Source organism: Sagittula sp. S175 (assembly GCF_049800975.1).
Classification (GTDB): Bacteria; Pseudomonadota; Alphaproteobacteria; order Rhodobacterales; family Rhodobacteraceae; genus Sagittula.
Genome location: NZ_JBNAGB010000012.1, coordinates 128,798 through 154,236 on the forward strand (window position 1 = coordinate 128,798; position 25,439 = coordinate 154,236).

23 protein-coding genes and 1 tRNA gene are annotated in these 25,439 nt (G+C 62.8%); 13 read left to right on the forward strand and 11 right to left on the reverse strand.

The window, feature by feature from the left end:
• Nucleotides 1-9: 9 nt before the first annotated feature.
• Nucleotides 10-2,514: a chemotaxis protein CheB gene (locus ACP16H_RS16040; RefSeq protein WP_425073255.1), complete on the reverse strand. Its 2,505-nt coding sequence runs from the start codon at nt 2,512-2,514 to the stop codon at nt 10-12.
• A 147-nt stretch (nt 2,515-2,661) separates the two neighbouring features.
• Here ACP16H_RS16040 and ACP16H_RS16045 point away from each other — a divergent pair, with 147 nt between their 5' ends.
• Entirely contained in the window at nt 2,662-3,525 is an 864-nt protein-coding gene (locus ACP16H_RS16045; RefSeq protein WP_425073256.1) for a hypothetical protein, read from the forward strand.
• Nucleotides 3,526-3,574: 49 nt separating this feature from the next.
• Here the strand turns inward: ACP16H_RS16045 and panC are convergent, their stop codons facing one another.
• On the reverse strand, nt 3,575-4,420 hold the full coding sequence (gene panC, locus ACP16H_RS16050) for a pantoate--beta-alanine ligase (protein ID WP_425073257.1): 846 nt from the start codon (nt 4,418-4,420) through the stop codon (nt 3,575-3,577).
• A complete protein-coding gene (gene panB, locus ACP16H_RS16055) occupies nt 4,417-5,244 on the reverse strand; it encodes a 3-methyl-2-oxobutanoate hydroxymethyltransferase (RefSeq protein ID WP_425073258.1) in 828 nt (275 codons plus the stop codon). The genes panC and panB overlap by 4 nt, the downstream gene beginning before the upstream one ends.
• 439 nt (nt 5,245-5,683) lie before the next feature.
• On the opposite strand from panB, the gene ACP16H_RS16060 reads away from it, so the two are divergent.
• From ACP16H_RS16060 to ACP16H_RS16080, 5 genes are all read left to right on the forward strand, one after another.
• Nucleotides 5,684-6,553 (forward strand): alpha/beta fold hydrolase, encoded by an 870-nt coding sequence (locus ACP16H_RS16060; RefSeq protein ID WP_425073282.1) that lies wholly within the window; start codon nt 5,684-5,686, stop codon nt 6,551-6,553.
• A 68-nt stretch (nt 6,554-6,621) separates the two neighbouring features.
• Nucleotides 6,622-7,350 (forward strand): SDR family NAD(P)-dependent oxidoreductase, encoded by a 729-nt coding sequence (locus tag ACP16H_RS16065; RefSeq protein WP_425073259.1) that lies wholly within the window; start codon nt 6,622-6,624, stop codon nt 7,348-7,350.
• A 10-nt stretch (nt 7,351-7,360) separates the two neighbouring features.
• Nucleotides 7,361-8,101, forward strand: a complete 741-nt coding sequence (locus ACP16H_RS16070) for an SDR family oxidoreductase (protein WP_425073260.1) — start codon at nt 7,361-7,363, stop codon at nt 8,099-8,101.
• A 9-nt stretch (nt 8,102-8,110) separates the two neighbouring features.
• The gene (locus ACP16H_RS16075; RefSeq protein WP_425073261.1) at nt 8,111-9,100 is read left to right on the forward strand and encodes a P1 family peptidase; all 990 of its coding nucleotides are present in this window, start codon (nt 8,111-8,113) and stop codon (nt 9,098-9,100) included.
• A gap of 51 nt (nt 9,101-9,151) precedes the next feature.
• Nucleotides 9,152-9,733: an Isoquinoline 1-oxidoreductase subunit gene (locus ACP16H_RS16080; protein ID WP_425073262.1), complete on the forward strand. Its 582-nt coding sequence runs from the start codon at nt 9,152-9,154 to the stop codon at nt 9,731-9,733.
• Nucleotides 9,734-9,772: 39 nt separating this feature from the next.
• Here ACP16H_RS16080 and ACP16H_RS16085 read toward each other — a convergent pair whose 3' ends face one another.
• Together ACP16H_RS16085 and ACP16H_RS16090 are read right to left on the reverse strand one after the other, a co-directional pair.
• Nucleotides 9,773-10,561 carry an SseB family protein gene (locus tag ACP16H_RS16085; protein WP_425073263.1) on the reverse strand — a complete coding sequence of 263 codons (789 nt, stop codon included), beginning with the start codon at nt 10,559-10,561 and terminating at the stop codon, nt 9,773-9,775.
• Complete coding sequence (locus ACP16H_RS16090) at nt 10,554-11,150, reverse strand: uracil-DNA glycosylase family protein (RefSeq protein ID WP_425073264.1); 597 nt, start codon at nt 11,148-11,150, stop codon at nt 10,554-10,556. The genes ACP16H_RS16085 and ACP16H_RS16090 overlap by 8 nt, the downstream gene beginning before the upstream one ends.
• A 364-nt stretch (nt 11,151-11,514) precedes the next feature.
• On the opposite strand from ACP16H_RS16090, the gene ACP16H_RS16095 reads away from it, so the two are divergent.
• From ACP16H_RS16095 to ACP16H_RS16125, 7 genes are all read left to right on the forward strand, one after another.
• Complete coding sequence (locus ACP16H_RS16095; protein ID WP_425073265.1) at nt 11,515-11,853, forward strand: ArsR/SmtB family transcription factor; 339 nt, start codon at nt 11,515-11,517, stop codon at nt 11,851-11,853.
• Nucleotides 11,846-12,874 carry a permease gene (locus tag ACP16H_RS16100; protein WP_425073266.1) on the forward strand — a complete coding sequence of 343 codons (1,029 nt, stop codon included), beginning with the start codon at nt 11,846-11,848 and terminating at the stop codon, nt 12,872-12,874. Before ACP16H_RS16095 ends, ACP16H_RS16100 begins: the two co-directional genes overlap by 8 nt.
• Nucleotides 12,875-13,204: 330 nt before the next feature.
• Nucleotides 13,205-14,488, forward strand: a complete 1,284-nt coding sequence (locus tag ACP16H_RS16105) for a Na+/H+ antiporter NhaA (protein WP_425073267.1) — start codon at nt 13,205-13,207, stop codon at nt 14,486-14,488.
• A 156-nt stretch (nt 14,489-14,644) separates the two neighbouring features.
• Nucleotides 14,645-15,751, forward strand: coding sequence for a Hint domain-containing protein (locus ACP16H_RS16110; RefSeq protein WP_425073268.1), 1,107 nt, complete (start codon nt 14,645-14,647; stop codon nt 15,749-15,751).
• A 121-nt stretch (nt 15,752-15,872) separates the two neighbouring features.
• The gene (locus ACP16H_RS16115; protein WP_425073269.1) at nt 15,873-16,532 is read left to right on the forward strand and encodes an ABC transporter ATP-binding protein; all 660 of its coding nucleotides are present in this window, start codon (nt 15,873-15,875) and stop codon (nt 16,530-16,532) included.
• Nucleotides 16,510-18,405, forward strand: coding sequence for a capsule biosynthesis protein (locus tag ACP16H_RS16120; RefSeq protein ID WP_425073270.1), 1,896 nt, complete (start codon nt 16,510-16,512; stop codon nt 18,403-18,405). The genes ACP16H_RS16115 and ACP16H_RS16120 overlap by 23 nt, the downstream gene beginning before the upstream one ends.
• Nucleotides 18,406-18,592: 187 nt before the next feature.
• A tRNA-Ser gene (locus ACP16H_RS16125) sits at nt 18,593-18,682 on the forward strand.
• Between the two features lie 178 nt (nt 18,683-18,860).
• Here the strand turns inward: ACP16H_RS16125 and ACP16H_RS16130 are convergent.
• From ACP16H_RS16130 to ACP16H_RS16155, 6 genes are all read right to left on the reverse strand, one after another.
• A complete protein-coding gene (locus ACP16H_RS16130; protein ID WP_425073271.1) occupies nt 18,861-20,069 on the reverse strand; it encodes a GIY-YIG nuclease family protein in 1,209 nt (402 codons plus the stop codon).
• Nucleotides 20,069-22,168 (reverse strand): DEAD/DEAH box helicase, encoded by a 2,100-nt coding sequence (locus ACP16H_RS16135; protein ID WP_425073272.1) that lies wholly within the window; start codon nt 22,166-22,168, stop codon nt 20,069-20,071. The genes ACP16H_RS16130 and ACP16H_RS16135 overlap by 1 nt, the downstream gene beginning before the upstream one ends.
• A gap of 1 nt (nt 22,169) precedes the next feature.
• Nucleotides 22,170-22,985 carry a hypothetical protein gene (locus tag ACP16H_RS16140; RefSeq protein ID WP_425073273.1) on the reverse strand — a complete coding sequence of 272 codons (816 nt, stop codon included), beginning with the start codon at nt 22,983-22,985 and terminating at the stop codon, nt 22,170-22,172.
• A complete protein-coding gene (locus tag ACP16H_RS16145) occupies nt 22,982-23,770 on the reverse strand; it encodes a hypothetical protein (protein ID WP_425073274.1) in 789 nt (262 codons plus the stop codon). Before ACP16H_RS16145 ends, ACP16H_RS16140 begins: the two co-directional genes overlap by 4 nt.
• On the reverse strand, nt 23,767-24,999 hold the full coding sequence (locus ACP16H_RS16150; protein ID WP_425073275.1) for a type IIL restriction-modification enzyme MmeI: 1,233 nt from the start codon (nt 24,997-24,999) through the stop codon (nt 23,767-23,769). Before ACP16H_RS16150 ends, ACP16H_RS16145 begins: the two co-directional genes overlap by 4 nt.
• 60 nt (nt 25,000-25,059) lie before the next feature.
• Nucleotides 25,060-25,439: transposase (locus tag ACP16H_RS16155; protein ID WP_425070187.1), on the reverse strand; the 380-nt coding region annotated here is incomplete at its 5' end.

The following is a 25,439-nucleotide window of genomic DNA, read 5'->3' on the forward strand; positions in this document are numbered from 1 at the left end:
CTTGGCAACTCAGTCTTCTTCTGACCGTGGCTCGAGAATCACGGTCAGACCGACCAGATCATTTTCCTGAATGAAGTACGGCGCGATGTGCAGCGACTGCCGCCGCCCGTTGCTTTCGAAATGCAGCACGTCCTGTTCGCGACGGGTCAGCGCCTTGCTGCAGACATCCACGAGCTTGGGAAAGGCGTCGTTGGGCAGGGCCACCTGACTGATATGACCCAGGCTGGCGCCACGCTCCGACAGGTTGAACACCTTTATCGCCGTCTTCGAGGCGCTCTTTACGTTCAGCATCTGGTCGAGCACCAGCAAGGGCAATGGCAACGCTTCGAGGATGGCACTCTGCTCGACCACCAGCTTGTTCAGCTCGTCGGTGTTGATGAGCAGTTCCTCGTTGACGGTGATCAGTTCCTCGTTCGTGGACTGCAATTCCTCGTTCGAGGTTTCCAGTTCTTCGTTCGTGGACTGAAGCTCCTCGTTGGTGGACTGAAGCTCCTCGTTGGTCGATTGCAATTCCTCGTTCGAGGTCTGCAGTTCCTCCATGGTGATCTGCAAGGCCTCGCGGGCATCGGCCAGTTCATTCTCGACGTAGGTCAGGTAGTTCGAATCCTGCTCGTCGCCGCTGCGGGCTTCGAGGGTGCCGGTGGCGTTTTCGACCAGTTGCGTCTCGATCGACACCAGTACGTAACGGGTCTTTTTCTCGTTCGGCATGGAGATCGGGTAGCCGCGCAGGCGCACGCGGTTGAAGCCATGCCCCAGCATCTTGCGCCACAACCCGTCCCGCGCCTTGTTGTATTTCAGGCAAAGCGGGATCAGGCTTGCCGCCTCCGACGCCAGTTCCTGCTTCAGCGTGTTGGTGGTCAGGCGGCCGCGCACCGCATCGGTGACCTTGGTGAAATCACTAATGTCGCCTAAGATCCGCACGAGGTCCTTCTGCTCGTTCACGAGAAATCCGACCGGCGCGACCGAGGCTGCCAGCACCTCGAACATGTTGTCACGATCCGAAGCATCCTCGTCCAGAGCTGACGGAATGGTCTTGGCCCTGGATTGCCGACGTGGCGGAATGCCGAAACGGACCAAGGCCTTCTGATCGAAACTGGCCGACGACCGCTTGCGGAACAGGCGAGTCCGTTCAGCGACCTGCTGGAAATAGGGTTCCAGTTCTCCGACATTTTCAGAGTTCCCGAGGAACAGCAACCCGCCGGGGCGCAGCGCATAAAGCACGCGCGACATTACCTTTTCCTGCAGCGAGGATTCAAAGTAGATCAGCGTGTTACGGAAACTCACCAGGTCGATTTCAGAAAACGGCGGGTCCTGAAACACGTTGTGCTGCGAGAACAGCACCATCTTGCGCACCTCGGGTTTCACGCGCAGCAGGTTGTCCGTCAGCGTGAAATACTTGCGCAGCATGGTGTCCGGGATACCGGCCGCCGCGGCAGAGGGGTAAACTCCCGCCCGCCCGCGCGCCAGGGCCGCGGTATCCAGGTCAGTGGCAAAGATCTGCACCGAGACATCGCTGTCCTTGCCGGTCAGGCCCAGCAGCTCGCAGATAATGAACGCAATGGAATACGCTTCCTCGCCCGACGCGCACCCCGGCACCCAGACCCGGATCGGCCGACCGCGCGCCTCGCTCAGATAGCTTGCCATCTCCGTCTGAAGGGCATCGAATTGATCGGGATCACGAAAGAACCGGGTGACCGAGATCAGCAAATCTCGGAACAGGGCATCGAGTTCCTCGAGGTTGTTGCGACAGTACTCGACATATTGCGCGTAGTCTTCAAAGCCGATGGCGATCATGCGGCGCTGGATGCGGCGGCTGACCGTGGTTTCCTTATAGTGGCGAAAGTTCACCCGGCTGCGGGCCTGCAGCAAGTGGAACAGGTCATCGTATTCGGTCGGCTGGTCGATGAGCGTCTGGAGTTCCGAAAAATCGCGTGGCCGCTCCAGGATGGTCCGAAGCTGTTCGCCGATCTGACGTGGTGAAAGGATCAGATCAACGGCACCGGATTCCACCGCCGAAGACGGCATGGTGTCATATTTCGCCGACGCACTGTCCTGCGCGATGGTGATTCCACCAGCCTCGCGGATGGCTTGCACGCCATAGCTGCCATCACTGCCGGTTCCGGACAGCACGATCCCGACGCTATGTTCCCCATATTTTTCGGCAATAGACCGGAACAGCCGGTCAGCCGAGGGTTTGGGCTCGGCTGGCTGACCGGAAGGTTCGCGCAACTGGACCTGACCATCCTCGACGACAAGGTCGGATTTCGGGACGGGCACGTAAATGGTGTTCGGTTCCAGCTGCATGCTTTCCTGCACGGCTTTCACCTTTAGCCGCGTTTCGCGCGAAATCAGGGTGGGCATCACGCTGGCGTGGTGCGGGGACATGTGCTGCGCAAGGATATAGGCACAATTCAGGTCCAAGGGCAGATGCTGCGCAAGCAGCGACATGGCCTCGAGCCCTCCCGCAGACGCGGCAATCCCCACGACTGTCAGAACAGTATCCGACTCACTCATCCCCAAGGCCCTTCTGGCGCCGCCGTCACTTTCCCAAGCGTTAAGCTCTTATTCACCAATCTGGTTTACACATGCTTAACAGATCGAGTCTGCCTGCAGCTCCGATCGCAAGTCCAAATTAACGATTCCAAGGGAGCCGGCGCAACCATGAATAGAGATTCTCTTTGCGATAGCGGTACTTTGGAGATCTGGCTCACACGCGCCGAACCGTTTTCCACTTGGTTTCTTGCCAATGCCAGGGCCCGATTCCCGAAGCATTCGACCCGTATGATGCTGGACGCGCCCACCCCGATTCACGAAGCACTTCATCCTGATGTCTGCCAGATCATCCACGAACATCTTGCCCACGTCGAAGATTCTGCCGTGTTCAGTCACACGGATTTTCAGCTGCAGATTCCCAATCTGGTCATGCATGGTTTGCGGGTTCTGACCCATGTGGCAGCAGACGGGTCTGCCTCGGCCAGTGTCAGGATCGTCCGTACCCTCGGCGACATATCTGCTGTTTTCACCCCTCCCTTCGGTGGCGAAACCGTCGCGGACAATAGCCTGAGCGACGTCACCGCACCCGTCCTGCATGAACTTCTGCTGCCCGCGCTGGAGGTCTTTGACCATATTCTCGAACATGGATTGAACGACCCGCAGGCAAAGCTGCTGGCTGCGCGGGTCAAGACGATGCGCGCGCGCCGTGACGAACTGTCGGACTATATCGGCTTGCTCACGCGCTACCTGGAATGCGCCACGCGTCCGGAGTTCCCCCGGCTTGCGGACCTGTCTTCGCAGGACGACTCCCTGACGCAAGCCGTGTCCAACGGCTGGGACATTGAACATGCTGGCCTGCCCGCCTGCCCGCCGAACGGAAGCTCCGAGCGCGAGACGCTGGAACTGAGCGTGCCAACCCACCGACACGGTCAAGATCTGAAATGGTCTCCACGAACGGGCATGACCCGTGGCGAGCGGTTGGGTATTCTCCACGGGCATCACGACGTGCAAAAGAAGTCCTCGGTCAGCTGAACCGCCCAGAGGGCCGTCGGCGCGGCCCCCGAGGACTGCACGACCGCGCTTAGACTGCGATATTGTCGATCAGCCGTACATCATCGAGCCATGCCGCGGCGAACAGCCGACCCGGCCCGATTAAGCGGTCATGCAACTCTAGATCCTCGGCGCCGCGCAGTTCGAGGTAGTCGACCTTCTCGAAGCCTTCGGCCAGCAGTCGCTCGGTCGCTTCGGCGCGCAGATCAGAGGCAAGCCGTCCCGCATGCAACTTCCGGGCCATGGCGCGCATCTCGCGGTTCAACGCCGGAGCCACGGCCCGCGCCTCTGCCGAAAGCCGCAGGTTGCGCGAGGACATGGCCAGTCCGTCGGGGTCGCGCACGGTCTCGCATCCGATGACGTGGATCGGCAGGTCGAGGTCGGTCGCCATGCGGCGGACGACCTGCAATTGCTGATAATCCTTCTCGCCGAAATAGGCTCGATCCGCGCCGGTCTGGGTGAACAGCTTGGTCACGATCGTGGCCACACCATCGAAATGGCCGGGCCGATGCGCGCCGCACAGCACGTCCGTCAGCCCATCGACCGACACCCTAGTGGCAAAGCCGGTCGGATACATCTGGTCGACAGTCGGTGCGTAAAGCACGTCCACATCGTAGGGCGCGAGTTTCTCGCGGTCGCTCTCCTCGGTGCGTGGGTATTTGTCCAGATCGTCGGGGTTGTTGAACTGCGTCGGATTGACGAAGAGCGTCACGATCACCCGGTCGCATTCCGCCTTGGCCCGTTCGACCAGCGACAAATGCCCGTCATGCAGCGCGCCCATGGTGGGGACGACGCCGACGGTCTCATCCTCGGCGCGCCAGTGGGCGACCCGCGCGCGCAGTGCGTCGCGGGTCCGTTCGATCATGGGTTTCGTCACGCAGCGGGTTCCACGTCCGAGAACATATGCTCCGGCGCCGGGAATTTCCGCGCGCGGACGTCTTCGGCGTATTCGGCGATGGCAGCGCGGCCGTCCTCGCCCAAGGTGCCGTAGCGCTTCACGAACTTCGGCTTGAACGCCGTGAAGAGGCCCAGCATGTCGTCCACCACCAGGATCTGCCCGTCGCAGCCCGCCGAGGCACCGATTCCGATGGTCGGAATCTTCACCTGCGCGGTGACAGCATCCGCCAGCCGTGCGGGGATCTTTTCCAGCACGACGGAGAAGGCTCCTGCCTCCTCGACAGCACGCGCGTCGGCCAGCAGCTTGCCCGCTGCGGCACCACGGCCCTGTACCTTGTAGCCACCCAGAGTGTTGATCGACTGCGGCGTCAGACCGATATGGGCCATGACCGGAACACCCCGGTTGGTCAGGAAATCGATGGTTTCCTTCATCTCGACCCCGCCTTCCAGCTTCACCGCCGGGGCGCCGGTCTCGCGCATCAGCCGCGCGGCGTTGCGGAAGGCCTGCTCTTTCGACTCCTCGTAGGAGCCGAACGGCATGTCGACGACCATCATCGCCTTCTTCAGGCCGCGACGCACCGCCTGACCGTGGAGAATCATCATCTCCATCGTCACGCCAAGGGTCGAGTCGAGCCCGTGCAGCACCATGCCGACGGAATCACCCACCAGAACGAAGTCCACGTGGTCATCCATCATCTCGGCCATGGGCGTCGTGTAGGCCGTCAGGCTTACCAGCGGCGCACCGCCCTTTGCATTGCGAATGTCCTCGGGCGTCTTGGCCCGGATGTGTCCAGTGGTGCTCATGGTCAGCTCCTCCTTCCAGAACGACGGCCCCTTCCGGGTCACGATATATCGCGAACGCCACGCCTTCCGTCACATTGTTGCGCGGTCCTATCACACGCCGCGCCGCAGCGCTACATAACATTTGGGAACCACTTAAGGAACCTGCGAGGGGGAAAACGCTGCGTTTTGGCACCCTTTGCCCCGCCGCCCCGATCATATCACTCTTGCCAGACCGCGTCGCCCCCTGCCGCGTTTTCATTTCGAGACAGGCCTCCGACGGGAAGGTTTCATTTCCGCTCTTTCAATGTCGTCCAGAACCTTTCCCCCTGTAGGTGACTTAGGCCCCATCCATCACCACCGGGCAAGGAATGCAGGCCACGGACTTGCCGGCCAGGACCGAGGAAAAGTAAACGTGACCTCCCCACAGCGCGATGCCATGCTGGGTCAAGGGAGTTTCAACATGCACAACGACATCGCCGGTTTCGTCGCGGATACAACACGGCTGGAGAACATCGACATCGCCTTCGAGACCGGAGGCAGCGGCCCGCCCGTTCTGCTGCTGCACGGCTTCCCGCAGACCCGCGCCATGTGGGCCGAAGTCGCGCCCCGGCTGGCAGAACGCTTTACCGTCGTGGCCGCTGACCTGCGCGGCTACGGGGCAAGCGGCAAGCCGGAGGGGATGGAAAACTACAGCTTTCGCGCGATGGCGGCGGATATGGTCGCGCTGATGCGGCACCTCGGCCACGCACGGTTCCACCTTGTCGGCCATGACCGCGGCGCGCGCACCGCGCATCGGCTGGCGTTGGACGCGCCCGAGGTCGTGCAAACCCTGAGCCTCATGGACATCGTGCCGACGCACCTGCTGCTGGACCAGCTGACCACTCCGGTGGCGCGCGCCTATTACCATTGGTTCTTCCTCAGCCAGCCACATCCTTTCCCCGAAGACATGATCTCTGCCGATCCCGACGGCTATTACGAAAGCTGCCTGCTGGGCTGGGGCGGCGCACAGCTGTCGGATTTTCCGCAGCTCGACGCCTACCGCAGGGCGTGGCGCGACCCGGACTGCCGTCGTGCCATGTGCGACGATTACCGCGCCGCCATCGACGTGGATTTCGCATTGGATGCCGCCGACCTTGACCGCCGCGTGGACTGCCCGTCGCTGGTGCTGTACGGCGCTGACGGAGCCATGGCACGCGCCTACGACGTGCCCGCCACCTGGGCCGACCGGCTGGCGGACATGAGGTCGCAGGCCATCCCCGGCGGGCATTTCTTTGTCGATCAGTCTCCCGAAGCCACCGCCCGCGCCCTGCGGGACTTCCTCGCCCGATAGCGCAATCAACGGGGCTGGACCGCGACCGTTGCACTCGCCATGATCCAGCCCAAAGGGAGGAGCTTCACATGCGTTTCGACAACCGCCATGCCATCGTCACGGGCGGCGCCTCGGGGATCGGGCTGGCCATTGCCATGCGTCTTGCGGACGAGGGCGCCACGGTGACCCTGTGGGACATTTCGCTGGGCAACCTGACCGCCGTCACGGACAGCCGCCTGAGGACGCGGCAGGTCGACGTCACCGACGCCGTCGCCGTGGCAGCGGGAATGCAGGAGGACATGGCGCAGATGGGCGGGTTCGACACGCTGATCTGCTCCGCCGGGATCACCGGGCCGAACGTGAAGGTGGTCGATTACCCGCATGAGGCATGGCATGCGGTGATGACGCTCAACCTGCACGGGCTGTTCTACTGCAACCAGGCCGCCGCACGACTGATGGACCCGACCAAGGTGGGGCGTATTGTCAACATGGCCTCGATAGCCGGGAAGGAAGGCAATCCCAACGCCTCGGCCTACTCCACGTCGAAGGCCGCCGTGATCGGCCTGACGAAATCGCTGGGTAAGGAGCTGGCGCAGACACAGATTACGGTGAACGCCATCGCGCCCGCCGCCGTGGAGACGCCGATCTTCGAGCAGATGACGCCGGAGTTCACCGCTTTCATGAAGTCCAAGATCCCCATGGGCCGATTCGGCACCGTGGACGAGATCGCCGCCATGGCCTGCTGGCTGTGCTCGGCGGAATCCAGTTTCTCGACCGGGGCGGTGTTCGACCAGTCCGGTGGGCGTGCGACGTATTGAGGGGGGCATCATGCGTTTGAAGGACAAGATCGCCGTGGTCACCGGGGCCGGATCGGGCTTTGGCGAGGGGATCGCCAGCCGCTTTGCCCGCGAAGGCGCGCGGGTGCTGGTGGCCGACATCAACAAGGAAGCCGCCGAGCGGGTGGCAGCGGAGATCGGCGGCACGCCAGCCCATGTGGACGTTTCCAACGGGGCCAGTGTCGCAGCGATGCTGGAATGGGTGCAGGCCGAACTAGGCGTGCCCGACATCTTGGTGAACAACGCCGGCATCACCCACCTGCCAACCCCCATGGAGGAGGTGGCCGAGGAGATGTTCGACCGGGTGTTCGCGGTGAACTGCAAGTCCGTCTACCTCACCGCCCGCGCCATCGTGCCAAAATTCAAGGCGCGCGGGTCGGGCGTGATCCTCAATATCGCCTCTACTGCCGGGGTGTCTCCGCGCCCGCGTCTGAACTGGTACAACGCGTCGAAGGGCTGGATGAATACGGCGACCAAGGCCATGGCGGTGGAGTTGGCCCCCTTCGGCATCCGCGTCAATGCGCTGAACCCGGTGGCGGGCGACACGCCGCTGCTGCCTTCCTTCCTTGGCGAAGACACGCCCGAGATGCGGGCAAAGTTCTTGTCCACCATCCCCTTGGGGCGGTTTTCGACACCCGAGGACCTTGCCAACGCCGCGCTTTACATGTGCTCGGACGAGGCCAGCATGATCACCGGCGTCTGCATGGAAGTGGACGGCGGGCGCTGCATCTGAGGGCGTGAAATGATCCCGGGACCGCTGAACCTGATAACCGACGTGCCCGGCCTGCGGGTCGGCAACGCGCGGGATGACGTCCTGAAATCCGGCGTGACGGTACTGACTGCGGATGCGCCGTTCACCGCCTCGGTGGCCGTGCATGGCGGCGCCCCCGGCACGCGCGAGACCGACCTTCTGGCCCCGGACAAGAGCGCGCCGGGCGTCGATGCGCTGGTGCTGTCGGGTGGCAGCGCCTTTGGCCTTGCGGCGGCGCAGGGGGTGATGGATGCACTTCACGCGCAGGGGCGCGGGTTCCCGGTGTTCTCGGCGCGAGTGCCAATCGTGCCTGCGGCGATCCTCTTTGACCTGCTGAACGGTGGCGACAAGGAGTGGGGCGAGAACCCCTACCCCGCCTTGGGCCGCGCGGCCTTGCAGGCGGCAGCGGAGCGGTTCGACCTCGGGTCCGTGGGCGCGGGCACCGGCGCGCAGACGGCGCGGTACAAGGGAGGCCTCGGGTCGGCCTCGCTGGTGATGGAGGGCGTGAGCGTGGGTGCGCTGGTAGCGGTCAATCCGATGGGCTGCGTGGTGACCGGTTCGGGGCGGCATTTCCACGCCGGGGCCTTCGAAGTGGGCAATGAATACGGGGGCTTGGGCGTGGACCCCACGCCCTCGATCGCCCTGCGCCCCAGCCTGAAGGCGCAGACCATGGCGCAGCAGGGGAACACGACGATTGCCGTGGTCGCCACCGATGCGCGGCTGGACAAGGCGCAGTGTCATCGGCTGGCGGTGGCGGCGCATGACGGCATGGCGCGGGCGATCCTGCCGGCGCATACGCCGATGGATGGGGACCTGGTGTTCGCCGCTTCGACCGACGCACGCGAAGTCGATCCGCTGGCGCTCGCAATGCTGGGCCATGCCGCCAGCCTGTGCCTGTCGCGGGCCATAGCCCGTGCGGTGTGGGAGGCCACGCCCACCCCCGGCGACACCCTGCCGACGCTGCGCGAGACGCTGGTCTGAACCCTTTGCATCCGGGTGCGTTGTGCGGGTGAGCCAGTTGAGAGGATCCCCATGCGCACCGCCGTCTTTGCCTTGATCGTCGCCTCGCCCCTTGCGGCGCAGGACCTGCAACCGCCTGAAAGCTTTGCACATATCGAGGATGATGCGGCACGGTCCGTCGCCCTGTTCGAGGAAATGGGAAAGGTCCTGACCCACCCGCGCTGCCTGAACTGCCATCCGGTCGGAGACAGCCCGACGCAGGGAGACGAGATGACCCCGCATATGCCGCCGATCACGCGGGGTGACAACGATGACGGCCCGGCGGGGTTACATTGCACCGCCTGTCATGGTGAGGAAAATCAAGCCTTTACCAGCTATCCCGGCAGCCTGCCTGGACATGAACCATGGCATCTCGCGCCTGTGTCGATGGGGTGGCAGGGGCTATCGCTGGGGGAAATCTGCGCGCAACTGAAAGATCCCGCCCGGAATGGCGGGCGTGGGCTGGACGCGATCCACGAGCACATGGCTGAGGACGGCCTTGTCGGCTGGGGCTGGCAGCCGGGAGAGGGACGGACCCCCGCGCCGGGATCGCAGGAGACCTTGGGGCAACTCACACGCGCCTGGATCGACACGGGCGCGGCCTGTCCGGGATGACTTTGGCAGAAGCGCGTTAAGAGTCCCTTACCGCGCCGGTCAGCGCAGAATCGGCGGCTTGTCCGGGTCCGATCCGGGCGCGGGCCGCTCCACCTGAACCTGAGGCTCGGGCGGTTCGGTCAGGTCGAAACGCAGGCCGACGCGTGCCAGTTCGGCGGTCAGCGGGTCGCTGGCCTTGAGGAAGGTGACATCCAGCGCCCCGGCCTCAAGTCCCGAGAAAACAAGGCCTTCCTGCACTGCGCCGGCCAGCGCCGGTTCTGCCCCCTCGGGCGCACCGATGATCCCGAGGATGTGGCTGGTGCCGCCGCCCTCGTAGACGGCTTCGGCCAGCCATGCGGTTTTTGCCAGCCCCATGGCGCTGGCCAGTTTCGCGTCGAGCGCAGTCAGGACCTGTTGCGGCAAGCCCTTGGGTGCGCGGAGTTTTTCGACGCGGGCTTCGTCGGTTTGCGGTGCCTGAGACAAGGTGTCAGCGAGCCAGAGCAGCGCCTCTGGCGGCAGCAGGGTTTCCGCGCCAGTGCCTGCGTTGAGCGCGATGCCGATGCCCTGCCCGGCCAGCATCCCGGCCAGAGCGCGGCCCGACATGGCGACGTAAGGCACTGGTCTTGCGGCGAAATCCGACAGGCGGTCCTCGCGGTCGAAAACCAGAACGAATTGCGCGTCAGCGACGTCGAAGACTTCTGGAGAGATCGTGTCGCCCTGCGGCTCCTGGTCGAGCATCAGGAACAGTTCGGATGTTGCGAGGCGGTCGTAGAAGGTAAGGCGCGCGGTGGTGTCCTCGGGGGCGGCCTCCATGGCGGCAAGCGCTTGATCCAATTGGGTTTCAGCCATCGAGAATATCCCTGACGCGGGTCCTGAGCACCGGCAGAAGGTCGGCTTCGAACCACGGGTTGCGTTTCAGCCATGCCGTATTGCGCCACGACGGATGAGGCAAGGGGATCGCGTCGGGCATGTGGTCGCGCCATTGGCTAACCGTTTGGGTTACATTGGTTTTTACACCAAGATGCCAGCGTTGGGCGAGGCCGCCGATGGGCAGGACAAGCGCGATATTCGGCAATTCCTGCATCAGGGCCGCGCGCCACGTGCGGGCGCACAGCGCGGGCGGCGGCAGGTCCGCGCCGCCTTTGTACCCGGGAAAGCAAAAGCCCATTGGCAGGATCGCGACACGGGTTTCGTCATAAAATTCAGCCGCTTCCAGCCCCAGCCACGCGCGCAGGCGGTCACCGGACGGGTCGGTGAAGGGCTTGCCTGACTGGTGCACCCGCGCGCCGGGAGCCTGCCCGGCGATCAGCAACCGCGCCGTTGCGTGCGCACGTACCACCGGACGGGGCGCGTGGGCTGTCTCGGTCGCGGCAAAGCGTTGCGCGCAGAGGGTACAGGCGCGGATTTCTTCAAGCAGGGTGGGAAGTTGCGCGGGCATGCCTGCAAGATGGGGGCCGCCGTGCAAAGGCACAAGACCATTAACCCAGCCGAAACGGGTTCGCGCCGCGCGCGGTAGGGTAACGGAGCGTGCGGTGGCAGGGGTTGTGGCGCAAAGACCAGGAGACGCAAGTCGGGTAGCGGATCTTAACCGACCTTACCTCGCCGTAAGGGGTGAACCGGCCGTTTTGAGCGCGATTCGCGGCCGGTTGGAAACCTTCCTTAACGCGCGACTCAGGCTGAGGGGTCCCGCCCCGTTGCGCAGGAATCTTTTTCGTTAACCCGGCACGGATACGGCAGATCATTTCGAAACTTCTCGAAATAAATGCTTGCACGACTCGCTGTATTTCTACATTTCTAGAATCATGAAAATGAATGACACTCCCGCCCCGCTGATCCCGGAAACCGCCGCCTCGACCTTTGCCGCCCTGGGGTCGGAACAACGTCTGGCCGTCATGCAGGCGCTGGTGCGCGCGGGCGGTGGCGGGTTGACGATCGGCGTGTTGGGCGCGCGTTGCGGCATCACCGGCTCGACCCTGACACATCACCTGAAGATCCTCGCCGCCGCCGGGCTGGTGCGGCAGGAGCGGCAGGGGCGCGCGACGATCTGCGCCGCTGATTACACGGTGGTGCGGCAGTTGTCCGATTATCTGCTAACGAATTGTTGTGCCGATTGCGGTACGGAAGGGCATGATCATGGCTGAGGTTCACACGCATTCTCATGGTCCGCGATTCGGCGGCTTGTCAAAGGCATGGGTCACCAGCGCGCTGATCCTGCTGGCGGTCGCCGTGCTGGACCGGACCGCGTTTCCCGCCACGGTGATCTTTGCCGCCAGGGCGCTGGCGGGCACCGCGCCGTTCATCATATTCGCTGTCCTTGCAGTGGCTTACCTGAAAGCCACCGGGGCGGAAACGCTGCTGGCCAAGGCCTTTGTCGGCCGGGAGGCGCGGATGATCGTTTTTGCCGCGGCCCTTGGCGGGCTGTCGCCGTTCTGTAGCTGCGACGTCATCCCGTTCATCGCGGCCCTTCTGGCGGTGGGCGCGCCGCTGAGCGCGGTGATGGCCTTCTGGCTGGCCTCGCCACTGATGGATCCGGCGATGTTCAGCATCACGGCGGGGGTGCTGGGCGTGGAATTCGCCATGGCCAAGGCTGCATCGGCGGTGGGCATCGGCCTGCTGGGAGGCGCCGTCGTCATGGTGACGAAGCGGTCCCCGGTCTTTGCCGATCCGCTGCGGGTACAGCCCAAGGTCGGCGGCTGCTGCGGCGTGAAGAAACCCTTTCAGGGCAAGCCATTGTGGCGGTTCTGGCAGGAGGGCGCGCGGCGCGAGGCCTTCAGGTCGGCGGCGCTTGAGAATGCACTGTTCCTGCTGAAATGGCTGACGCTGGCCTACATCATCGAGGCGGTGATGATCCGCTACATCCCTGCCGAGACGGTCGCGGGCGTGCTGGGTGGGACGGGCGTGATGCCAGTCGTGCTGGGCGCGCTGGTGGGCATGCCTGCCTATCTGAACGGCTACGCCGCCGTGCCGCTGGTGGACCAGCTGATGCAGATGGGCATGGCCCCCGGTGCCGCGATGAGTTTCGTGCTGGCGGGCGGCGTCAGCTGCATTCCGGCGGCGATTGCCGTTTGGGCGCTGGTGAAGCCGCGCGTGTTTGCCGCCTACCTCGGGATCGCACTGGCGGGTTCGGTGCTGGCGGGCCTGACATGGGGCGTGCTTGCGTGACCCCATGACGCCAGGTCGTCCAAGCCGCGTCTGATGAAGGTCAAGGCGCGGCGGGGTCCGGGGGCGCAAGATGACCGCTGAGAGGACCCGCCGGGCCTGCTGTCACCTCCCACAGCGCAAAGGGCCATCGCAGACGGCGGGTCCTCTCCAACCCTCTTCAATTTGTGCAAAAGCCACCGGATGTTGGCGTTAAACATACCCCGAGGCGCGGGCGTGCGTTGCCCCGAGTGCGACAATCCGTTAATCCCGCGTCAATGTGGGCGGAGCCGGGCCGAGAGGGGTGCCTTGTTCACGCCGATAAAGACAGGGCTTGGGACAAGAGGGGTGCCTATGTATCGCGTCTGGAATTTTCTGACGAGCTATTCGCTGTTGCTCATCATCGGGGCCGTGATGGCGCTGATCTGGGCGAACCTTGACGTGATCGCGCCCGTGGCGGGCGATCCGCATTACTGGGCAAACACCTACCATCACTTTGTCGAGTTCGTGATCTGGGATCACGCGCCCATCGGGCACCTGCATGACGGGCACCGCACGCTGACGCTGCATTACCTCGTGAACGACGTGCTGATGGCGCTGTTCTTTGCCATCGCGGCCAAGGAAGTCTGGGAAGCGGTGATCCTCGAAGAGGGCTCCCTGCGCGGGAAAAAGGCGGCGACGCCGCTGTTTGCAACGTTGGGCGGGATGCTTGGGCCGATCACGGTCTACCTTGGCCTGGCCATGGTGATGGGGTCCGAGACCTACAGTGCCGTGGCCAATGGCTGGGCGATCCCGACCGCAACCGACATCGCGTTCAGCTACTTGGTCGGGCGGCTGGTGTTCGGCGCGGGCCACCCGGCGGTGCGCTTTCTGCTGCTGCTGGCGATTGCCGACGACGCGGCGGGGCTCATCATCCTTGCGATCTTCTACCCGTCGGGCGACCTTGCGCCGATCTGGCTGCTGCTGTCGGCGGGCGCGGCGGTGGCGGTGTTCGTGCTGTTCAACTCGCTGCCGCGCAAGATGGACGCGGGTGACCAGGCGCGGCCCAAGTCGACCTGGGTGCGCGAAAAGCTGTCGTTCTGGCCCTATGCGATTGCGGGCTGCATTTCCTGGTACGGCTTCATGAAATCGGGTCTGCACCCGGCACTTGGTCTGCTGCCGATCGTGCCGGCGATCCCTCATGCGGACCGCGCCTTTGGCATCTTCTCGGCCGCCGAGGAGCACCTGCACGATCTGCTGAACGCCATGGAACACGCGCTTAAGTACCCGGTGGAGATCATCCTGTTCTTCTTTGGCCTGCTGAACGCGGGGGTCGAATTCTCTTCCATGGGCGCTGCGACCTGGCTGGTGCTGGCGGGTCTTCTGGTGGGCAAGCCGGTGGGGATTTTCCTGTTCGGCTGGATCGCGGCGGTGCCGCTGAGGCTGGGTATCCCCGAAGGGATGCGGATCATCGACCTCGTGGTGATCGGCTGCGTCGCCGCCATCGGCTTTACCGTGTCGCTGTTCGTGGCCTCGGTGGCGTTCGACCCGGGCCCCGTGCAGGACGCGGCCAAGATGGGGGCGCTGTTCAGCTTTGCCGCCGCCATCGTGTCCATCGTAGTGGGCAAGGTCACGCGAGTGCAGAAGCAAGAGCTGTAATTCCGCGCAAAACGGATCAGGCGGCCGTCGGGGCAACCCGGCGGCCGTTTCCGTTTGTTCAGCATTGAAAGCAAAGGGCGCGGATTGGACATGACGGCGCCATATGGAGGGCGAAGGGGTTAATCACACCAAGGGGGTCGGAAACCGGAGACCGCCATGGGGGCCAGCAACACACCCCTTTATGACCTGATCGAGCTGTCTGGCATCAGCGCCAACACCACCTACACCACGGCGGCGGGCGGCGGCGGGGATATCCTTGGGCTGGTGGACAACGCGACCTATACGGACACGTCCGGGCTCAACACCGCGACCGAGATCATCGAGATCAACGACACGACGGACGCGGACAACGGCACGCTGACCATCGACGGCATCACCTACGACATCGACATATATACGCCCAACTCGACCAACTACGCGGACCGGGTCACGATCACCTACAACAACGGGGCCAGCACGGCAGAACTGTACGGCGACTCGGGCCTGTCGCAGATCGCATGGATCGTCGCTACGCCTCAGGGGGGTGGGCCCACCCGGTATTTCACCGCTATCCAGGACGACGTGGGCAACCTGCCCGACATCACCTCGATCCAGGTGCGCGGGCTGGACACCGATCCGGCGGGCGATGATGTCAAGATCAACCTCGACCAGAACAACACCGTCACTGCCTGCCTTGTCAGCGGAACGCTGGTGGCAACGCCCTCCGGGGAGCGGCCGGTGGAGGCGCTGAGGCCCGGCGATCTGGTGCTGACGCTGGATGCGGGACCACAGACGGTGCTGTGGGCGGGAAGGCGCGCTTATGGCCCGCGCGACTTGGCACTGAACCCGCACATGCGCCCGGTCCGTCTGCCGGAGGGGGTGCTGGGCGCTGTGCGTCCGCTGCTGGTGTCACCGCAGCATTGCCTGCTGCTGAATTCCCGCGATCCGCCTGACGCGCAAAGGCTGGTGCGTGCGAAACATCTGGCCGAGGCGAGCGGTCCCCTGCGTGTCGCGCGGGGGATCAGGTGTGTCTGCTATCACCACATCCTGCTGCAAGATCATCACCTTGTCCGCGCCAATGGCGTGGCGACCGAAAGCTTTTACCCCGGCCCTATCGGCCTGTCCGGTCTGCATCCCGCCGACCGCTTGGCGGTGCTTGCGCTGTTCCCCAGGCTCGCCGACCGTCCCGTCACCGAGGCCTATGGCCCGACCGCCCGTCCGGTGCTGAAGCGCCGCGAGGCGTTGACCCTGCCCCGCTTGCGGCGGACTGTTTCAGCACGTTGAGGTGATCGCGGGCCTCGTTGTCATTGTTTCCGCGCAGGGTCATAATGTGGCCCAATTCCTTTTTTAATAAAATCCAAACCCCAAGTGGGGATAACAGGCAAAACGCGGGAGCCACGCGGGAATGCTCGAATTCGACATGGTATCGAAGTCCTTCTGGACCGGGACCCAGCGCAAGGTGATCCTTGACCGGGCGTCCTTTCGTGTCGAACTGGGCGAAAGCCTTGGCATTCTCGCGCCGAACGGCACCGGCAAGACGACGCTGATCCGCATGATGGCGGGGCTGGAAAAGCCGGACGAAGGCGAGATCCGGCGCGGCTGTCGCATCTCGTTTCCGCTGGGCTTCATGGGTGGCGTGGTGTCCAAGATCTCGGCCCGGGAAAACGCGCGGTTCATCGCCAAGATGTACGGGCTGGACCCGGATTACGTCGAAAGTTTCTGCCGATGGCTGTGCGACCTGAAGGAGTACTTCGACCAGCCGGTGGGGATCTATTCCTCGGGGATGAAGGCGCGGTTCACCTTCTCGCTGATGCTGGCGCTGGATTTCGACATGTACCTCATCGACGAGGGGATGCCGAATTCCACCGACGCCGATTTCAACCAGAAGGCTGGCGACCTGCTGGCCGAACGGCTGCGGACGACGACGATCGTGATCGTGTCGCACCAGCCGAAGATTCTTGAAAAGTTCGCAAAAAAGGCCGCCGTGTTGATGGACGGCCAGTTGCATATGTTCGAAACCTTGGAAGAAGCGAAACAGTTGTATGACTACGAAACCCAAGGCTAAGAAATTCCGCATCCGTCGCACGGGTACTGGCGACAGCATGGATGACGGGACGATGGCTCCGACGCCGGCCAACGGGGTGCCGCCCGCGGCGCCGCGGCCTGTTGCGCCTGCCTCGGCGACGGGGGCACGCCCGCCGGCGACGCCTCAGGCTTCGATGGTGCGCCGTGCTTCGGTGCCGCAGGCAGCGCCCGGTGCTGCCGCACCCCGTCCCCCTGCCCCGGCGGCATCCCCTTCGGCAGGCGATGCCTCGCCGCGTCCCACGACCAGCGTAAAACCCTATCCGCCGCGCCCCGAGGCTCCGGCAGGTCAGACTGCCCAGGCCGCGCCGCCGCAAAGGCCTGCACCGACACAGCCCGCCTCTGCGCAGGCCGCAGCGTCGCAGGGCCACCCTCCGGCCGCGCCGCAAGCCCGTGAGGGAGAGGTGTCGTCCGCCGCACAGGTCAAGGGCGAGACCGACATGGAGGCCATCAAGCAGGAAGGCCTGACGGGCCGCCAGCTGCGCATGGCGCGCCGCGTCGCGCAGAAACACGGTCTGGCGCCGACCTCGGATTTCGACGCCGTGCGCCTGCTGCGCGCCCGCGGAATCGATCCGTTTCAGCGCACCAACATGTTGGAACTCGTGCGCCCCTCTGCCGCGGAACAGCCGCAGGAGGGCAAAGTCCAGCTGCCGCAAACCGTGCAGGTGGCCAAGCAACAACTGCCGTCGACCGAGACGATCAGCCCGGCGGAGCGTCGGGCCATCGAGATCGGTCGCATCCAGAAGGAACTGGCCTCGCGCCGCCGCAAGAAGCTGGTGCTTCTCATGGCGCGCCTCGCGGTCTTTGTGCTGCTGCCGACTTTCGTGATGGGGTTCTACTACTACGCTGTCGCCACGCCGATGTATTCGACCAAGTCCGAGTTCCTGATCCTCAAGAACGACGGCGCCAGCGGCGTGTCGAGCCTGCTGAAGGGCACCCAGTTCGACACCTCGCAGGACGCCATCGCGACGCAAAGCTACCTGCAATCCAAGGAGGTCATGCTGCGGCTCGACGAGGACAAGGGGTTCGTGAGCCACTTTTCGCAGGAGAACATCGACCCGCTGCAGCGCCTCGACCCGGATTCGTCCAACGAGGATGCGTACAAACTCTACAAGAAGAACGCGCAGATCAGTTTCGACCCGACCGAGGGTGTGATTCGTATGGAGGTGACCGCCGCCGATCCGGAGCTGGCCGCCGAGTTCAGTCGTGCGCTGATCGGCTATGCCGAGGAGCGCGTGGACAACCTGACCATGCGCAAGCGCTCGGATTCGGTGGTCGCCGCCGAGGTGAACCTTGAAAAGGCCACCGCCGATCGCCGCGCCGCCCAGGAAAAGCTGGTGCGGATGCAGCAGGAGGGCAACATCGTCGACCCGGAGGCCAAGATCGGCGCGCTGCGTGCGCAGATAAACACGCGCGAACTGGAGCTTCAGGAAAAGCGGTTGCAGCTGCAGGCCCTGCTGGACAACCCGCGCCCGAACCAGGCCAAGGTGGACGGCACGCGCGGCGACATCCGCCGTCTCGAGGACCTGCTGACGACGCTCAACAACGAGATGACCACCGCCACCTCGGGCGAGCAGTCGCTGGCCGAGATGGCGATCCAGCTGAAGCTGGCGGAGGCTGATCTGGCGACCCGCGACCTGATGCTGCAATCGGCGCTGGAGCGGCTCGAAACGGCGCGCAGCGAGGCGGACAACCAGGCGCGCTACATGACAATCTCGGTGTCGCCGGTCGCGTCGGAGGACCCGAGTTATCCGCGGAAATTCGAGAACACGATCCTCGCCTTCCTGATCTTCGCCGGGGCGTACCTGATGGTCTCGCTGACCGCTTCGATCCTGCGCGAACAGGTTTCGAGCTGACACTGGCGGATCGCTGACATGCAGGCCCTTCGCACAGGAAACGGTGCGAAGGGCCTTGTCTTTTCAGGGGTCCGATGACGGTCAGGCGCGTCCGGAGACCGGCTTTTCGCAGATCCGTTCATCAATCTGACAAATAACCCGGAAATCTGCTTGCACCCCCCCTGCGAGCTTTGCTAGACGCGGCGTCGGAGAGGTGGCCGAGTGGTCGAAGGCGCACGCCTGGAAAGTGTGTAGGCGGGGAACCGTCTCGAGGGTTCGAATCCCTTCCTCTCCGCCATACACCCTTGAAAAAATTGGGCAAAATGGCGAAACCGGTTGGGTACCCGCCATTTAACCCGCCAAACAGATTGCGCTTGCGTGCGACAGCTTATGGCAGGGAGGTTGTCACTGGTGCCGGATCCGTAGGTCTTGAGCACTAAGCAAACCTGACCGTCGCGCCAATCGACTTGTCCTCATCATGTCTTGGGTACGATCGATTGGGAAGATACATCATATCGGTATTGATGCAGCCGGCCCTGCTCGATGAGCTTGGCAGCGCGGGCGACATGTTCCGGCAAAACAAAGAACCACTCTTTCGGGAACACCTTCTTGCCAAAGCGGTCCAAAACAAAAAGTTCACCTGGACGCGCGTCGGCAAAGAAGCGATGCAGGAGGTTCTCGACCTTGGCGCGGGCAAGGTTCGTCAGGTCGAAAGTTGCAACGATCTCGACGGGGGCCAGCAGGAAGGTTGGATCGTTTCGGGCGTCGGCGACACGACGGGCAACATCCTGAGACGTCACTCCGATCTTGTGCAGGATCATACGCTGAGACTGGATCTCTGGCTGAGTTGATCGAGATCGGGCCACATAGATTGTGCCGGACAGTTCCAGCCGATCGGATTCCCATTCCGGATCCAAGGGCCCGAGCCCGACCTTCTCGACCATGCGAGCGGTCTTGTCATCGTTCAGCGACTTGCGGAAGGATGACATCAGCGGATCGCTTTCCATCCCGTTCGAGAAGATCACGCGCAGGCGGTGATCACGTGCACCGCCACGGGCCGTCATCTCGGACTTCTCGGCGATCATCGCCAGCAAGCCGTTACGGATGAAGAAGTCCCCTTCAATTGGTTCGATCACCGCCCATTTCTTGACGGGCAGAGCCTTGCGATCACCGGCCTCCAAAGCTTGTTGTACTGCTTCAAACCGTTCCTTGAAGGCATCGAAGTCGCGGCAAGGAACGAACTCGGCGCGGTGGTCCGGAAGGTGCCTCTCGGCGGACGGCGTACTGTGCTTCAGCGTGACCAGAGATGCGTCGACATCAAGGTCATCGTCATCGAAGATGTCATCCAAGCTGGACGGGACATCGCTATCTTCCGGTTCATCGCGCCATGAGCAGGGGGCAGGTGGCTCCGGGTCTTCCAGCAGGCCCATATGGTCCTCGGCGCGCATCTGCTCGGTCGGTGCCTGCCGGACACTCTCCCAAATCGACCCCAGCCGCATTTCGTCGTGGTCGAAGGCGTCAGGGTCCGGCAGCCGACCATGCTGGTCCCGGAATGCCATAACGTACCGCAAAGCCTGCAAGCCTCTGTCTTGCGCCGCCCCAGCGCCACCCGCGCGCGACTTCACGTTGAGGAGGCCGAATTCGTCGTCTTCGGCAAAGATCTCATCAAGCGTCGGTCGTACCATCAGAGCGCCCCTTCGCGCATGCGCTTCGCTTTCTCGGCCTTGAGCCAGGCGAGGGCCTCGGCCATCCGCTTTTCAAGTGGGTCAGCCGAATGTGGATTGGGTTCGCGCTTCTCGATCGCCCGGAATGCCTTGATCTTGGGCCACAGAGTCCGCGCCTCGTCTGCGGTCATGCTGACCCGGATGGCAACCATCGCGGACTGCACATGCGCAAGAAGGTCCGCGTCCAGGGACTTCGACGCCACCTCGAACCGTTCACGGAAGGTGTTGACGCTGTCGATCAACTCGACATCGATGTCGCGGACATTGATGAACTTCTTGACCATCTGCAGCAATGTGTTGGGCGCGCTGGCACCATCGTCATCCTCATCGGATGCATCTCCGGATCCCGAACCGCCCTCGTTCGACGCCTTGCCCGCGTCGAAGCTGGCCTGTTCCTTCTCGCCAAAGCCCTTCTGCTCGGCACGGCGCGCCAGCGTCATCAGGTTCATGTGGGCTGCGAGGTGCTGGCGGACGGATTCCGCTTCCTCATCCCCCAGGGTCTCGTAGCGCTTCTCGATGATCTCGGAGAGCACCATCTGCGTGGCCACCTCCGGCGCAGTTTCGGGGGACAGGACGCGACGGTCCATTTCCTGATAGGCCGTGGCCAACAAGTCGTGCATGTCCTGCTCGCAGATGTCGCGGGCGCGATCGGTTGGGGGCTCGATCAGTCCCTTGATGCCGATCGTGACGGTGCCGTCCTCATCCACCTTGGCCGGGTCACGCAGGTCGCCATCCTCGCGGCGGTAGAACTTGAAGTTCGGCGCAAGCACCTGCTCCATCAGCAGCGAGCCGGAGATGGCCTTCAGCATGTCGTTCACGGCGTCTGTCACCAGACCCGTCTCCACGCCCGGTTCGGCCACCAGGTTGGTGAACAGGGCGCGTGGCTTGCCCGGGGCGTCCCGGGTGGCGCGGCCGATGATCTGCACGATTTCCGTCAGCGACGACCGGTAGCCGATGGTCAGCGCGTGTTCGCACCACACCCAGTCAAAGCCTTCCTTGGCCATGCCAAGCGCGATGATGATGTCGACCTTGGCGCGGTCGGCCTCATCATCCCGCTTGCCATCCGGTCCCTTGATCTCGCGCGACAGCGCGGCCTTGACGATGTCCCGGCCGGGGCCGTCATCCACCAGATCCGCGACCTTCAGCACGCGGCCATCGGGGCGGCGCACCAGGTCGAAACCGGTCTCCGGGTCACGTCCCTCGATCTCGCCGAGGAAATCCATGATCCGCCCGACCTCGTTGTACTTGTCGTCGAAGGCCTCCGACGATCCACGGTGCGGGATGTGGATGATGGTCTTCTTGTCGGGGTCCAGAACCCCCTCCAGACCGTTGGTGTAATTGCCCTTGTAGAACTCGTAGTTGATCCCCAGCGCCTTGAGGAACTCGTAGCCTTCAAGCTGCTCATAGTAGCTGTAGGTGACCTTGTTGAACTGGTCCTCATCCTCTGGGCGCAGCACCGGGTCGCTGTCGCCGCGGAAGTAGCTGCCGGTCATCGCCATGACATGACAGCCCGCACGGGTCACCAGGCTGCGCAGGATCACCCCGAGGCGGTTGTTGTCCGAGGCAGAGACATGGTGGAATTCGTCGATGGCGATGAAGCAGTCATCGAACGTCTCGATGCCCTTCTTCGCAGCCACGGAGTCGAACCCGAAGCGGAATGTCGCGTGGGTGCAGACCAGCACCTTGGCGTCGTTCACCATGAAGGCCTCGAAGGCCTTCACCTTCTGGCTTTCGGCGTCATCGCCGGTCAGGCAGAGGTTCCACTTGTCCTCGACCTCCCAGTCCGCCTCAAACCCGTAGCGGGTCAGGTCGGTCGAGCGGAACGATCCGCCGATGGACGTCTCGGGCACGCAGACGATGGTCTTGCACAGACCCTGGTGGCGCATCTTGTCCAAGGCGATGAACATCAGCGCGCGGCTTTTCCCGGCGGCAGGAGGCGCCTTTAGCAGTAGGAACTGCGCGGCGCGGGCGTCGTAGGCGCGGGCTTGCATGACGCGCTGACCCAGAGCGTTGGTTGTCGATTTTGAGTGCCCAAAGGTCACATTCACCATTTCTACCATGTCATTCTCCCTTTGGGCGGGCATTGATGATCTGGTTCACCCGACAACGGTTTGCCACCCATGTCTCCAGATCCGATGAGGACCATGCGATCAACTTCAGAGTGTCCTGGTATTTTGCGGAGGGGCCCTTGTCGAAGATCGCGTTGTGATGGGCAATGCGGTTCCGCCACCGCCGAACGCTTTCGATCAATGTATGGAGGTCGTCGAGCTTTGCACTCTTGGGGGCGCACTTGAAGTTTTTCTGAAAACCACGTGGAAACAAGTATCGTTGGAATCGCTTTGTCGTAAGGTGTTCCCAAAATCCGAAGGATAGGGCGGAGACCAAGTGATGTGTATCCATCACCGCGCCGTGCTGGGAAGACTCGTCGTCAAGCGCATTTTCTAAGTCTTTCCGGCGTGCCGGGGCAAGGATCTTGAGGAAGGTCGGGTCGTCGAACCAACTTCGTCCGCCATATGTGAGAGCGCTGTGAATGCTGTTACGGCAGCTCACTTCGGCGATGTGTAGCGCAAAGTGGAAGGACTCTGACATGTCGCAGTTCCATAGATACAAATCCTCCCGTGCGACTCCCGAGTCGTCGGCTGCGGGAGCGTAGCGTTGAAGTCTGCGGTCGCTGAGGCAATCCGTTAACAGCTTCTGAACTGTCAGGTCGGTCAGAGTTTGAACTTGATCCATGGCGATATCGGCGCTATCTATCTTTTCGTGAGACGCGGTGAGGTTGCCTTTAGGTGCTTCGGCAGGCTTCTGGCCCCTCCCGTGGACAAGATCATGAGGCGGGCCTTCGGGCGCCGCCTCGCTTGTTTTTTGGGGGTCGCTCATGGGAAGCACTTGGCCCCCGGAACTTTCGCTTGATCCTGTGCAACTGCCGTGGCGAACCAGCCAGGAAATTTCTGGATGTCTTTGATGCGCGTGTTCTCAGGGACATCTCTCCAGAAGGCGACGATAGCATCAGAGAGCGACTGCAACTGCGCGTCACTGACTTTCATGTCTGTGTGGTCCAGGTAGGATGCCGCCGGAGAGTTCGATGTGACACCATGGTTCGTGCCCGGAAGGTACTCGGGATACCGCATCTTCAAGTCTTCAAACGAACCCCCTTCACCATGCTTGTACACGTTAACGATCAGCCGGCAGGCGTCCAGCAATCGATGATACGGCTTGGAGCTAAAGCCCCACCCCTGACTCTGCAGCAGGTCTTCAATTTTCTCAGCGTTGATGGACCAGATTTTTTGGGAAGCCGCTGATCCAGAATACCAATGATGGACTTCGCCCGCCAACCAAGAGCGTAGTTGTTTGTCCCACCCGTGGTACATGCCTGCGACTACGCTCAGATAGGTTTGATCGCGCATATCGCTAAGCAACTGGTAGAAATCTACCCCGGCCTGTTCGGCGGCGTCGTAGATAACGCCTTCATCGTGCCGATCTGGGTCGAAATCGCGGCTGGCTTTTTTCAGCCAATCCTTCGACGCCTGATCTGCGTCGGCCTCCATGTTGCCGAACTGATTCAGCAGGCGGTTCCGTGCCTGCTCGACGTAGAACTGGTGCCCGTCGATCAGGGACTGACGGCGAGACCCCCACATCTGGAAAAGGACGTAGTCATCGGTCATGCGCTGCCGCCTTTCGTGCTCTGCGCCTTCACCTTGGCGGAGTAGAGCTTGAAGAGCTTCTCCAGTCGTTCGGTGTCGTTGCGGAAGGGGCGGCCGATGTACATGGTTTCAAGCAGGTCGTCGTTCTCGCGGTGCACGGTGCGCAGGTCGTCGGGCATCTTTTCGGGGTCGTAGAGGTCCGCGATGGTCTTGGGGTAGTGGCTGTAGCGACACTTGAGGATCTTGCGAGCGGAGGTCGAGAGATCGGCCAGCTGCGCCTCGGTGAATTTCGGCACCGGGAAGGTGTTCCAACCGAGGGTGTTGGAGTAGCGGAAGTCGGATTTCAGTTTACCGCAGACCGTGGCGATCCATACAAGGTGCAGGCGTGAGGCGATCAGCGCGATGCACCATTCAGGGGCATCGTAGAGTACTTGGTTCAGGTTCGAAGCGATCACATCGGCACCAACCCGTTCCACGGGCAGGTAGGGGCGGCGTTCGGAGGTAACGCTGGGAACTAAGATGGCATGGTGTTGAGGTGCCACATGCTCGCGGAATTGATGTGGCCGCTCTGCGAGTTCGACGCCGCCTTTGTCTGTCATCTTGAGGCGAGCTTCCTTGGTCGCATCCACGCGACGTGCAATTTGCGGGATGGCCATTGCATCTGCCAGGTCAGGATCTGAGATCCAGAGGCAATGGCGCTCAATGCCTTTCACCACCTCTTGCGATCCCATGAAGCGCCGAATGAACCGCGAAGCCTCGGGTGCTTCTGCCAGCATCTTCTCTTTTTCGTCCGGAAGCAGCAGCAGGTTGCCCGCATCATATGGCATGCAACCGAAGTTCATCTCGGGAAGCCCGAAAAGCCCTTTGCTCGATCCAGAGACGAACACGTTTTGATCGTTCAGCAGATAGGAATTGATGTTCGCGGCTTCCTCAGAAACACCTTCATCAAATATGCGCTTGATGGCATTGGACTTGTTTCGCACACCGACGACGACGCAAATGACAGCTGCATTTGCCGATGCATTGTTGCGCCACTTGAAGGATCGGTGCGCGAACCCGATTTCCACCCCGCCAGTCAAGATTTCTGGCCACAGGTTTGCTGCGGATGCCCCTTGGCAGATTGAATTGGTCGACACCAGAGCCGCACAGACATTGCGCCCTCGCAGATAGATCGACGCTTTGAAGAACCATGCCGCCACGAAATCAAATGCTCGGTAGGACTTCACCTTCCCCTTGAAGACGTGGTCCATGCCGGCGACTCTGTTGCACAAAACCGTCTCTGAGCGGAGTTCCCCTTTCCCCGGACGGATTTATCCCACGACTTCTGTGACAGGGATGCCAAGGGCGGTGTAGCCGTTCAGAACGGCGATACGGACCTGAAGCTCAGCGACCTGTCGGTCGAAGTCCCGCGCCATGAGGCGCTGCCCCAGCAGTTTAACGCAGTGCATCTTGGTCTCGACGCGGCTTCGGCGGTGGTATCCGCTCCAGTTTCGCCAGATAGCGCGGCCGAGGTATTTCGAAGTTCGCAGGGCCTCGTTTCTGGCCACCGCACCCGCGGTGACGGCCTTCCACGACTTAGCGTTTTTGCGGGGTGGGATGACGGCATGGGCACCGCGGTCAGCGATGGCGTCGTGGCATTTGCGGGTATCATACGCACCGTCTGCGGTGACGCTGCCGATCGCCTCGTTCG

What these genes read in the sequence shown, in the direction of transcription:
- ACP16H_RS16065 (WP_425073259.1), top strand. Translation starts at nt 6,622, where the DNA reads ATGCGTTTCGACAACCGCCATGCCATCGTCACGGGCGGCGCCTCGGGG.
- ACP16H_RS16100 (WP_425073266.1), top strand. Translation starts at nt 11,846, where the DNA reads ATGGCTGAGGTTCACACGCATTCTCATGGTCCGCGATTCGGCGGCTTG.
- ACP16H_RS16040 (WP_425073255.1), bottom strand. Translation starts at nt 2,514, where the DNA reads ATGAGTGAGTCGGATACTGTTCTGACAGTCGTGGGGATTGCCGCGTCT.
- ACP16H_RS16145 (WP_425073274.1), bottom strand. Translation starts at nt 23,770, where the DNA reads ATGACCGATGACTACGTCCTTTTCCAGATGTGGGGGTCTCGCCGTCAG.
- ACP16H_RS16110 (WP_425073268.1), top strand. Translation starts at nt 14,645, where the DNA reads ATGGGGGCCAGCAACACACCCCTTTATGACCTGATCGAGCTGTCTGGC.
- ACP16H_RS16135 (WP_425073272.1), bottom strand. Translation starts at nt 22,168, where the DNA reads ATGGTAGAAATGGTGAATGTGACCTTTGGGCACTCAAAATCGACAACC.
- ACP16H_RS16105 (WP_425073267.1), top strand. Translation starts at nt 13,205, where the DNA reads ATGTATCGCGTCTGGAATTTTCTGACGAGCTATTCGCTGTTGCTCATC.
- ACP16H_RS16130 (WP_425073271.1), bottom strand. Translation starts at nt 20,069, where the DNA reads ATGGTACGACCGACGCTTGATGAGATCTTTGCCGAAGACGACGAATTC.
- ACP16H_RS16090 (WP_425073264.1), bottom strand. Translation starts at nt 11,150, where the DNA reads ATGCCCGCGCAACTTCCCACCCTGCTTGAAGAAATCCGCGCCTGTACC.
- ACP16H_RS16085 (WP_425073263.1), bottom strand. Translation starts at nt 10,561, where the DNA reads ATGGCTGAAACCCAATTGGATCAAGCGCTTGCCGCCATGGAGGCCGCC.
- ACP16H_RS16140 (WP_425073273.1), bottom strand. Translation starts at nt 22,985, where the DNA reads ATGAGCGACCCCCAAAAAACAAGCGAGGCGGCGCCCGAAGGCCCGCCT.
- ACP16H_RS16060 (WP_425073282.1), top strand. Translation starts at nt 5,684, where the DNA reads ATGCACAACGACATCGCCGGTTTCGTCGCGGATACAACACGGCTGGAG.
- ACP16H_RS16115 (WP_425073269.1), top strand. Translation starts at nt 15,873, where the DNA reads ATGCTCGAATTCGACATGGTATCGAAGTCCTTCTGGACCGGGACCCAG.
- ACP16H_RS16150 (WP_425073275.1), bottom strand. Translation starts at nt 24,999, where the DNA reads ATGGACCACGTCTTCAAGGGGAAGGTGAAGTCCTACCGAGCATTTGAT.
- ACP16H_RS16120 (WP_425073270.1), top strand. Translation starts at nt 16,510, where the DNA reads ATGACTACGAAACCCAAGGCTAAGAAATTCCGCATCCGTCGCACGGGT.
- ACP16H_RS16080 (WP_425073262.1), top strand. Translation starts at nt 9,152, where the DNA reads ATGCGCACCGCCGTCTTTGCCTTGATCGTCGCCTCGCCCCTTGCGGCG.
- panB (WP_425073258.1), bottom strand. Translation starts at nt 5,244, where the DNA reads ATGAGCACCACTGGACACATCCGGGCCAAGACGCCCGAGGACATTCGC.
- ACP16H_RS16070 (WP_425073260.1), top strand. Translation starts at nt 7,361, where the DNA reads ATGCGTTTGAAGGACAAGATCGCCGTGGTCACCGGGGCCGGATCGGGC.
- ACP16H_RS16045 (WP_425073256.1), top strand. Translation starts at nt 2,662, where the DNA reads ATGAATAGAGATTCTCTTTGCGATAGCGGTACTTTGGAGATCTGGCTC.
- ACP16H_RS16095 (WP_425073265.1), top strand. Translation starts at nt 11,515, where the DNA reads ATGAAAATGAATGACACTCCCGCCCCGCTGATCCCGGAAACCGCCGCC.
- ACP16H_RS16075 (WP_425073261.1), top strand. Translation starts at nt 8,111, where the DNA reads ATGATCCCGGGACCGCTGAACCTGATAACCGACGTGCCCGGCCTGCGG.